Here is a 9,999-nt window from a genome sequence, read left to right on the forward strand (position 1 = left end):
TTGACTCTGGCAACGTATCGCTTGCTTTAAAACAATTAATAGTTGCTTGATCAAACGTCTGCAAGATGGACAATCATCCTTCCTGCAGGCGCCTTCACAAGATACCTGCGCATACTTTCAAAGATCCGGGGAAGTGGCCTCAGCGCCGTTCCCGTGTGCTGCGAAGTTTCCTTCGTAGCGAGCCGCCCATTATAGCCGGCTTTTCCGCTTCGTCAACACCTTTTTTCAAGGCCGTCTCACCGGAGTGGACGTTGTTGCCGATGCTGCTTCGTCGTTGGACCCGAGGGTCTTTCGTCGTTGCGAGCCGCCTATTATGCCGGACTTTTCGAGTCCGTCAACACCTTCGTTCGATCAACGCGTTCGTCGGTGGTGGCGTCGCTGTTCGCGTGTCGTTTCCGGGGAAGCGATGCGCTGCAGCAAGGGGGCGAATTCTAGAGATCCTGCGGATTTCGTCAAGGCTTTTTTTGCATGGTGATGACAGAAGCATCGCGACATCACGCATGACGTACGCTCGAAGATCACGGCAGCGTTGCCCGCGCGTTGCGCGGTCAACGCCGCAACCCCTCTATCAATGCAGGGATGCACAATGCAGGAATGCACAGTGGAGACAGAGCAATGAGCATGCAGGTGCGGCGCGCGTGGTGGCGCGATCTTTCGATGCCGGCCATCGTCGCTGGCTTCATTACGGTGCTGGTCGGCTTCGCCAGCTCAGCCGTGATCGTGTTCCAGGCCGCCCAGGCTGTCGGCGCCGACCAGGCACAGATCGCCTCATGGATGTGGGCACTGGGACTGGGCATGGGTGTCACCTGCATCGGGCTGTCGCTGCGCTATCGCGTGCCGGTGGTGACCGCATGGTCGACACCGGGCGCGGCGATGCTGGTGGTCGGTGCCGGTGGCGCCTCGCTCGCCGAGGCCACCGGTGCATTCCTGCTCGCCGCAGTGCTTGGCATGCTGGCAGGCTTCTCCGGGGTGTTCGCACGATTGATGCAGCGGGTGCCGATGGCGCTGGCCGCCGGCATGCTGGCCGGCGTGCTGCTGCGCTTCGGTCTGGACGTGTTCGTGGCCATGAATTCCCAGCTGGTACTGGCACTGGCAATGTTCGCCACCTGGCTGGCGGGACGCCGCCTGTTCCCGCGCTATGCGGTGATCGCCACACTGCTGGTCGGCATCGCGGTCGCAGCCAGCCGTGGCCTGCTGCACGCACAGCAGGTGCAGCTGCAACTGGCGATACCGCAATGGGTGACCCCGTCCCTGTCCTGGACTGCGGTAGCCGGCATCGCCCTGCCCCTGTTCGTGGTCACCATGGCCTCGCAGAACATTCCCGGTGTGGCAGTGATGCGTGCCTCCGGCTACGACGCCCCGGTGTCACCGCTGATCGGCTGGATCGGTGTGGTCAATACACTACTGGCGCCGTTCGGTGCGTACGCGCTGAACCTGGCCGCGATCACCGCCGCGATCTGCATGGGCCGTGATGCACATGAGGACCCGGCACGACGCTATACCGCCGCCATGGCGGCAGGTGCCTTCTACATCATCATCGGACTGTTCGGCGCCACCGTGGCCGCACTGTTCGCGGCCTTCCCCAGCGAGCTGGTGGCGTGCGTGGCCGGTATCGCGCTGTTCGGCACCATCGCCAACAGCCTGGCCAGTGCGCTGGCGGTAGAGCGGGACCGCGAGGCGGCACTGGTCACCTTCCTGGTCACCGCCTCGGGCGTCTCACTGGCCGGCATCGGCTCGGCGTTCTGGGGGCTGGTGGCCGGTGCGCTGTGCCTGCTGGTATTGCGGCCCCGTCAGGGCCGCTGACCTGCCCTACCCCGCCAGTGCGGCGCCGACGGTGCTCAACACCACCGAGATGACGATGGCGGCCAGTGTAGCGACCACGCTGGTGCCGCCGCGTGCGGTGAGCTCGCTGTGCAGCCGTGCGTCATCGCCGCCGCTGACGGCACGAGCCTGGGCGATCAGGCGCTGGCAGTGTGCCAGGTACCAGGTGTTGCCAAAGGTGCCGGTGGCGACGCTGAGCGCGATGGTGATGACCAGCGACACGCCTTCGGGCACATCCAGCATGGTCTCCACCACGCTGATCAGCAGCAGCAGACCGACCCACATTGCCGCCAGGCGGTACATTTTGCGGTACATCATCCAGATCGGGCCGAGCAGGAAGGCCGGCCAGTGCCAGGTGCCACTGCCCGTGGCAATGCCCTGATCCAGCCGCCAGCGCTGGCGATAGATCGGGAAGTTGCCGCCGACCACGCTGGCGTACAAGGCCCTCTCGCCCTCCAGCCCCGCAGCCGCAGCCCTGTCCGGTACAGCGACCGGCGCACGATAGGGATCGGACGGATCGCCGACATTCGGCGCAATGCCCTCAACTGCAGGGGCTGCGTCGATATCCGGGGCCGGACCCACCTCGATGGGGGTGGAAGCCTGCTCCAGTTCGGCCAACGGCCGCCATGAGGGCATGCCTTCGCACCAGAGCAGGGTGCGCGCCGTAACCGTCCCTTCCCGCTGCAGCTGGCGAAGACGGGCCAGATCGACCGGCCCACTGCTCTGCCTGCCATTGGCGTACCACCATTGTGCTTCCTGCATGTTTTCCGTCCCTGCTACCTGCCTCGACAAACTGGAACCGCTGCCAGCGCCTACAGCGCGGTACTGCCCAGGGTCTGCACCAGTTGATGGCGCGCACCCGCCGCAAGCGTAATCTGCTCTGGCCCGGCGTTGGCCACTTCCAGGCACACGTAATCGTGACAACCGTCGCCGACATCGGCCATCTTCGCCGCTGCCTCCATGCCGGGGTTCCAGGCCACCAGGGTCTGGCTGCCTTCGCTGCGGATCTCGATCCGCCGCTGCAGGACGGGATCGCGAAGCACGTAGTGGCCGCCGGCACCGGTATAGATGCGGTCGCTGCGCCCCGGATCCCGCGGGTCACGCAGTGACCAGGGCCCCTGCTGCTGGCGCAGCTGCGCGCCGTCCTCGTACTTGTCCAGGTACTGCAGGCCGTCGAGGCCATCGACCTCGACACAAGTGGCATCGCCGACCCGGAAGTAGCTGTGCAGGGCCTGGGTGAAGGTCACCGGCGAGGTTCCGGTGTTCTCGGTGACGAGCTGCTGGCGCAGCTGGCGGCCGATGCGCAGCTGCATCTGCAGGCGCAGGCCTGGATCGGCGCAGAGCGCAGGTGCCAACTGCAGCTCGACCTCGCCATCATCGCTCTGGGTGGCCTGAAGAAGCTCCCAGCGCGCGGTACGTACCAGGCCATGCGCCGGTACATCGGCACTCTGGCCCTGGCGGCCGAACCACGGCCAGCACACCGGGACGCCACCGCGGATGGGCGTGGGCAGCTCGGCGCGCGTGGGCGAAAGCCAGAACAGATCGGGCTGCCCATCGGGAATGAACGACAGCAGCTGGCCACCAAACACACTCACGACCGCTGTGGCATTGGCGGTTCGCACCTGCCAGGCCTCCAGGCCGTGATACAGGCCGGTGCTGATGTCCGGATTCGACTGCATGCGATGACGCTCCTTGAAGACCGTGGCGATGATGTCGCGGTCAACGTGCCGCCGGCAAGGCATTCTGCCCAGCGGGTGCGATGGCGGCCGCCTCTTCCTGCAGCGTGCGCAGGATGCGCTGGCCTGCGCGGCCGTCCACCTCGCTCCAGCCCAGGCGCTGCTGCTCGGCCTGGATCGCGCGACGCGTGGCGGTACCGATCATGCCGTCGGCGGCACCGATGTCGTGGCCGCGGGCCAGCAGCAGGGTCTGCAGCTGGCGACGCTCATCGCGGCCCAGGCCTGGATCGTCGGTCGGCCAGGCGGTAGCCAGCCCGTTGCCGCCGCGCAGCTGGTCGGCAAGCGTCGCGATCGCCAGCGCATAGCTTTCGGCAGCATTGTAGCTGTAGATCGCGTCGTAGTTGCGGAACACCAGCAACGCAGGGCCCTTGTTGCCGGCCGGCAGCAGCAGGGCGGCGCGCGCATCCGCCGGCAGGTTGGCCGGAGCCAACGCGCTGCCATCCAGCGCGGTCACGCCCTGCGCGCGCCAATCGGCCAGGGCACGACGCTGGGTGCGGCCGGCCTGGCTGGCGTTGAAGCCGGCGGGCACATGCACCTCCATGCCCCATGGTTCGCCACTGCGCCAACCGGCACGCTTGAGGTAGTTGGCGGTGGAGGCCAGTGCATCGGGAATGCTGCCGACCAGATCGCGGCGGCCATCGCCATCACCGTCCACGGCGATGCGTGCATAGGTGCTGGGCATGAACTGGGTGTGCCCGAAGGCACCGGCCCAGGAGCCGGTGAGCCCCTGTGCCTGCAGGTCGCCGCGGTCGATCAGCTTGAGCAGCGCCAGCAGCTCACCGCGGAAGAAAGGTTGGCGGCGGCCGGCGCACGACAGCGTGGCCAATGACTGCAGCAGCGGGCGCTTGCCGAACACGCGGCCGTAGTCGCTCTCCACGCCCCAGACCGCGACGATGGTGGCCGGATCGACGCCATACTGGGCCGACACGCGATCGAGCAGGTCGCGGTGCTGCTGCAGCAGGGCGCGACCATCAGCCACGCGCTGGCGATCGACCAGCGCGGCCAGGTAGTCCCAGATCGGCGTGGTGAATTCGGGCTGTGCATCGAGCAGGCCGAGCACGCTGGGGTCCGGGGTGAGCCCGGCGGTGATCTCGTTGAAGCGGTCAGCGCCGATGCCCTGGGTCGCGGCGGTGGCCTGCAGGCCCGCCAAGCAGCGGCTGAACGCCGGATCGGTGCTGGCGGCGGAAGCCGCAGGCAGCGTCGGGGTCGACGCAAGGGCGGCCGCCAGGCCGAGCGTGGTCAGAACAGGCATGGCGTCCTCCGTGTTGCCGTTGCACGGCCATCTTAGGGGCAGCGGTGCCGCCGAACCTGAAGGGGCACCGGCTGGCCACCACCTCAGGCGCGGCGCAGCAGGCGCAGGCCATAGGCGGGGCTTTCGGCATCCCATCGCTGCGCCACCTGCAGGCCCGCCTGCCGCAACAGCGCGTCGAAGCTGTCCTCGGTGTACTTGTGGCTGTACTCGACGCGAATGGGTTCACCGGCGGCGAAGTGGAAAATGCGGCCATCCAGGTGGACGTCCTGTGCCCGCTGGCTGACCAGATCGGTCTCGATGCGCAACCGCGCGGTGCTGTAGCGTGCACGATGACGGAAGCCATCGAGATCGAAATCGCTGCCGATCTCGCGGTTCAGGCGGGCCAGCAGGTTGAGGGTGAATGCGGCGGTGACGCCCTGCGCATCGTTGTAGGCCGCCTCGATCAACGCCGGGTCCTTGTGCAGGTCGATGCCGACCAGGGCCAGGCCATCATGCCCCATGGTCTGGCGCATCGCGCGCAGCAGCGCGACCGCGTCCTCGCCTTCAAAGTTGCCCAGCGTGGAACCCGGGAAGAACAGCAGCCGTCGCGCGGATTCGCGTTCGGGCATGGGTACGGCGACGGGACGGGTAAAGTCGGCACAGACCGGCAGCATCTCCACCTCGGGCAGCGCCGGGGCCAGATGGTCGATGCTGGACAGCAGCGCGGCACGTGAGATTTCAATCGGCGTGTAGGCCACCGGGTCGTGCAGGGCGGCCAGCAGCAACGCGGTCTTGCGGCCACTGCCGCTGCCCAGTTCCACCACGTGCAGGTGCGGCCCGACGCTTCGGGCGATGTCCGGCAGTACCCGTGAAAGCAGGGCCAGCTCGGTGCGCGTGGGGTAGTACTCGGGCGTATGCGTGATCTGCTCGAACAGGCGCGAGCCGCGTGCATCGTAGAAGTACTTGGACGGCAGCTGGCGGGGCGTGCGCAACAGCCCGGCCACCACGTCGGCAAGGATCTGCTGGCGGCCGGGAGTGAGATCGGTCAGCGCCTGCAGCGCGTCCTGCACTGTACTCATGCGAGATCCCTGGCCAGGCGCAGCCCGGAGAACTGCCAACGCGCTGGGGGCATGAAGAAGTTGCGGTAGCTGGCACGCACGTGACCACGCGGCGTGGCGCAGCTGCCACCGCGCAGCACCCATTGCCCGCACATGAACTTGCCGTTGTATTCACCGAGGTTGCCGGCGAAAGGGCGAAAGCCCGGATAGGCGCCATACGCGCTGTGGGTCCATTCCCATACATCGCCGAACAGCTGCCGCAGCCCACTGCCCTGCCCCGCCCGAGGGTGCAGCTGATCGTCGTCGGCAAAATGGCCACGCAGGGGCTGCGACGCAGCGGCGGCTTCCCACTCGAACTCGCTGGGCAGGCGCGCACCAGCCCAGCGCGCGCAGGCATCGGCCTCGTAATAGCTGAGGTGGCAGACCGGCGCATGCGGGTCCAGCTCTCGCCAACCGCCGAGGGTGTACTCGCGCTGCAGGGCATCGTCCCAGTACAGCGGATGCTGCCAGCCCTCGGTTTCGCGCAACGCCCAGCCTTCGCTGAGCCACCAGCGCGGCTCGCGGTAGCCGCCAGCCTCGATGAAGGCGAGGTACTCGCCATTGCTGACGGGACGCTCTGCCAGTGCGTGTGCGGGGAGCAGCACGCGATGCGCCGGCGATTCGTTGTCGTAGGCGAAGGCGGCGTGCTGCGGCCAGGCTGCGGCGCCAATGGTGACGATGCGTTCGGGTGATTCGGTCCAGCCCTGCGCACTGGCAGCGCTGGTGGCAGGCTGCAGGTCCTCGCGGTAGGCCGGCTGCAACGGATTGCACCAGAACGCATGCTTGATGTCGGTCAACAGCAGTTCCTGGTGCTGCTGTTCGTGCTGCAGGCCCAACTGCAGGTGGTGCAGCGCCTGCGCGTCGAGGTCACCCGCCGCCAGTCGCGATTGCACCTGTGCATCGACCTGCTGGCGGTAGTCGCGCACCTGCTGCAGCGAGGGCCGCGACAACAGGCCGCGTTGCGGCCGCGCGTGCGCTGGACCGATGCTTTTGTAGTAGCTGTTGAAAAGATAGTCCCAGGCTGGGTCATGCGCCGGCGCGCGGGCGAATCCTGCCAGCACGAAGCGTTCGAAGAACCAGGTGGTGTGGGCCAGGTGCCACTTGCTGGGACTGGCGTCGGCCATGCTCTGCAGCATGGCGTCCTCTGCACTGAGCGGTGCGGCCAACTGCAGGCTGCGGGCACGCACACGTGCGAAGTGGTGGGCGAGGTCGTGCTGCGGGGCAGCGACGGCGGTGGGTACGCTGTCCATGCCTACAGCATCGGCGCAGTGCGGTGAGTGCGACGTCATGGCGGCACACTGCCCCATTCACATGGTTGCGTACCTTTTCAAAAAGCGCGTGTTCAAGAAGCGGGTGAGGACGCCGCTAACGGCAGTGTTGCGGCCGCATCGTCACCGCACTGGACTTCCTGCGTGCCCCTGCATCCACTCCGCCAGCCTGCGCATTACCTGTTCGTGCTGCCCGCCGTGCTGGTCGTCCTGGTGCTGTGGATGGCACTGGGCACCGAGGATGTGGCCAGCCCGGCCCAACGCATCCTGCCCTGGCTGCTGGCCTGCCTCGGCGCGGGCCTGGCCCTGCTCTACCACCAGATACGCACGTTGTGCCTGCTGCTGGTCGTGGCGGTGGTGTTCGCCCTGCTGCACCGGGACGTCGGCGGCTACCTGCGCAGCGGCCATGTCGACGCCTTGACTCCGTTGCGCTTCCACGCAATCTCGGCCTGGGTGCCGCTGCTGTTTGCCGGGCTGGCACTGTGGCCGGAACGCGGACGCCGACGCCAGGACCTGCTGCTGCGCAGCGTGGTCTGCGGCGCGGCCCTGGTGATCTTCCTGCTGCTTGCGGCGCAACAGCCGCAGGGCATGCACGATCTGCTGTCGAGCCGTCACTGGGCCTGGATTCCCGCCGACTGGAATGCGCTGGCGCAGCTGCCGGCGCTGCTGTTCCTGCTGGCGACCGCAGCGCTGGGCTGGCAGGCGTGGCGGCATCCGCGGCCACTGCACACGGCGATGCTGCTGGCCCTGCTGTGCCTGTGGTGGATGCTGCCGCGGATCTTCCTGCAGCCGGTACTGCTGCCGGCGCTGAGCAGCGCCGCCCTGCTGCTGATGCTGGGCGCGATGCTGCAGGAATCCTTCCACATGGCCTTCCGCGATGAGCTGACCGGCCTGCCCGGGCGACGGGCGTTCAACGAGACCCTGCAGCGGGCGCGCGGCACCTACAGCATCGCGATGGTGGACGTGGACCACTTCAAGTCGTTCAACGACACCCACGGCCACGATACCGGCGACGACGTGCTGCGCCTGGTGGGGTCGCGGCTGGCGCGTGTCGGCGACGGTGGCCGAGCGTTCCGCTATGGCGGCGAGGAATTCGCAGTGGTGTTCCTGGACCGCCCAGCGGCGGCCTGCATTGAGGCCGTCGAAGCACTGCGGCAGAGCATCGAGGACACCCGCATGCAGCTGCGCGACCGCAGCACCCGCAGCCGTGACGACGAAGCCGGCCGTCAGCAGCGCGGACGCGGCGGCACCGGCCAGGTGGTGCAGGTGACGGTGAGTATCGGGCTGGCCGACAGCCGCGTGGATCCGCGACCGACGGCAGTGGTCAAGGCCGCCGACCAGGCGCTGTACATGGCCAAGGACGGAGGTCGCAACCAGGTCCGCGCGCACGGTGGCCAGCGCCTGCTGGCTGCATCCAGTGCGTAGGGCTCAGACCGCGTCGAGGTAATACCAGCGGCCGTCGATGCACCGGAATCGGCTGTGCTCGGTCATTCTCACCGCGCTGCCGCCGCCGATGCGGTAGCGCGCGGTGAAGCGCACTTCAGCACTGTCTGCGCCGGTGACCGTGTGGTCGTGCACGGTCAGGCCCAGCCAATGGGTGCGCTGGCCTGGCGCGTCGTCCAGCGACAGCTCGGCCGGACGTGTGTCCGGGTGCCAGGTGTGGCGCAGGTAGCCGGCCAGGCCCCTCACATAGGCGCTGTAGCGCGAACGCATCAGGCGCTCGGCATCGGGCGCGGCCTCGCCGGCATGGAAACGGCCACAGCAGGCGGGATAATCGGCGGGAAGGCCACAGGGGCAGGGATCGGCGGATTTTCGGCTCATGCCGGCATTGTCGCCGGGTTGCAGGGATTGATCCACGCGCGGCGGCAGTCGCCCGGATCAGGACAGGCGTATGCTGTCGCGCCCCCACATTGATTGATCGCCGTGCTGGAACTGGTTCCCCCTGAGTTGTGGTGGCTGGTGGTGATCGCCTTCATCGCCGGTCTTGTGGATGCTGCCGTGGGCGGCGGCGGCCTGGTACAGCTGCCCGGCCTGTTCACGGTGCTGCCACAGCAGACGCCGGCGATGCTGTTTGGTACCAACAAGTTCAGTTCGATGTTCGGTACGGGTGCGGCTGCCTGGCGCTATGCGCGCAATGTGCGCTTCCCGTGGAAGCCGGTGCTGTTCGCGGCCGGCACCGCTTTCATCTTTTCCTTCGCCGGGGCCACGGCGGTCAGCCTGCTGCCGAAGGATGCTGTACGGCCGCTGGTGCTGGTGCTGCTGGTCGCGATGCTGGCCTACACGCTGTGGAAGAAGGACTTCGGTGCGTTGCACCGGCCGCAGGAGATCGGCCGCCGCGAACTGGTGATCGCGCTGGCGATCGGTGCGGCGATCGGCTTCTACGACGGCTTCTTCGGGCCAGGCACCGGCAGTTTCCTGATCTTCCTGTTCGTGCGCTTCTTCGGGCTGGATTTCCTGCGCGCGTCAGCGGCGTCGAAGGTCGTGAACCTGGCGACCAACGTGGCAGCGATCTCGTTCTTCGTGCCGACCGGCAACATCCTGTGGCTGTTCGCGCTGCCAATGGCCGCAGCCAACATCATCGGTTCGGTGGTGGGCACGCGCCTGGCGCTGAAGGGCGGCACGCCCTTCATCCGCAAGCTGTTCGTGGGGCTGGTGGTGGTGCTGATCGCGCGGATGGCGTGGGATACGTTCCGCGCTGCGTGAATGCGCGTCATGACCCGGTAGGTGCCAACCTTGGTTGGCACGCCGTTTCCGGTCGCAAAGAGCAGCCGAGCATGGCTCGGCTCTACGGAATGCCTGGGCGCGGAGTGTTGCCGGCCAGCGGCCGGCACTACCGGATCATGAAC

At 67.4% G+C, this 9,999-nt stretch carries 9 protein-coding genes; 3 read left to right on the forward strand and 6 right to left on the reverse strand.

The features are described from left to right. The first annotated feature begins 615 nt into the window (after positions 1–615). Positions 616–1,803: a benzoate/H(+) symporter BenE family transporter gene (locus ACM0PY_RS20595; RefSeq protein WP_134972189.1), complete on the forward strand. Its 1,188-nt coding sequence runs from the start codon at positions 616–618 to the stop codon at positions 1,801–1,803. 6 nt (positions 1,804–1,809) lie between these two features. Here the strand turns inward: ACM0PY_RS20595 and ACM0PY_RS20600 are convergent, their stop codons facing one another. The 5 genes from ACM0PY_RS20600 to egtB all read right to left on the reverse strand — a co-directional run bounded on the left by ACM0PY_RS20600 (position 1,810) and on the right by egtB (position 7,135). After that, complete coding sequence (locus tag ACM0PY_RS20600; protein WP_180885194.1) at positions 1,810–2,583, reverse strand: DUF2628 domain-containing protein; 774 nt, start codon at positions 2,581–2,583, stop codon at positions 1,810–1,812. 50 nt (positions 2,584–2,633) lie between these two features. Beyond that, entirely contained in the window at positions 2,634–3,500 is an 867-nt protein-coding gene (locus tag ACM0PY_RS20605) for a D-hexose-6-phosphate mutarotase (RefSeq protein WP_134972187.1), read from the reverse strand. Between the two features lie 40 nt (positions 3,501–3,540). After that, complete coding sequence (locus ACM0PY_RS20610; RefSeq protein ID WP_134972186.1) at positions 3,541–4,809, reverse strand: lytic murein transglycosylase; 1,269 nt, start codon at positions 4,807–4,809, stop codon at positions 3,541–3,543. 83 nt (positions 4,810–4,892) lie between these two features. Further along, the gene (gene egtD, locus ACM0PY_RS20615; protein ID WP_134972185.1) at positions 4,893–5,867 is read right to left on the reverse strand and encodes an L-histidine N(alpha)-methyltransferase; all 975 of its coding nucleotides are present in this window, start codon (positions 5,865–5,867) and stop codon (positions 4,893–4,895) included. Continuing rightward, positions 5,864–7,135: an ergothioneine biosynthesis protein EgtB gene (gene egtB / locus ACM0PY_RS20620; protein ID WP_134972184.1), complete on the reverse strand. Its 1,272-nt coding sequence runs from the start codon at positions 7,133–7,135 to the stop codon at positions 5,864–5,866. The genes egtD and egtB overlap by 4 nt, the downstream gene beginning before the upstream one ends. 162 nt (positions 7,136–7,297) lie before the next feature. Here egtB and ACM0PY_RS20625 point away from each other — a divergent pair, with 162 nt between their 5' ends. Beyond that, complete coding sequence (locus ACM0PY_RS20625; RefSeq protein ID WP_134972183.1) at positions 7,298–8,578, forward strand: GGDEF domain-containing protein; 1,281 nt, start codon at positions 7,298–7,300, stop codon at positions 8,576–8,578. 3 nt (positions 8,579–8,581) lie between these two features. Here the strand turns inward: ACM0PY_RS20625 and ACM0PY_RS20630 are convergent, their stop codons facing one another. Continuing rightward, the gene (locus ACM0PY_RS20630; RefSeq protein ID WP_134972190.1) at positions 8,582–8,974 is read right to left on the reverse strand and encodes a YchJ family metal-binding protein; all 393 of its coding nucleotides are present in this window, start codon (positions 8,972–8,974) and stop codon (positions 8,582–8,584) included. A gap of 102 nt (positions 8,975–9,076) precedes the next feature. Here ACM0PY_RS20630 and ACM0PY_RS20635 point away from each other — a divergent pair, with 102 nt between their 5' ends. Beyond that, the gene (locus ACM0PY_RS20635) at positions 9,077–9,856 is read left to right on the forward strand and encodes a sulfite exporter TauE/SafE family protein (protein WP_005411690.1); all 780 of its coding nucleotides are present in this window, start codon (positions 9,077–9,079) and stop codon (positions 9,854–9,856) included. The last annotated feature ends 143 nt before the right edge of the window (positions 9,857–9,999 follow it).

This window comes from Stenotrophomonas sp. BR163, from assembly GCF_047520985.2.
Lineage (GTDB): Bacteria > Pseudomonadota > Gammaproteobacteria > Xanthomonadales > Xanthomonadaceae > Stenotrophomonas > Stenotrophomonas sepilia.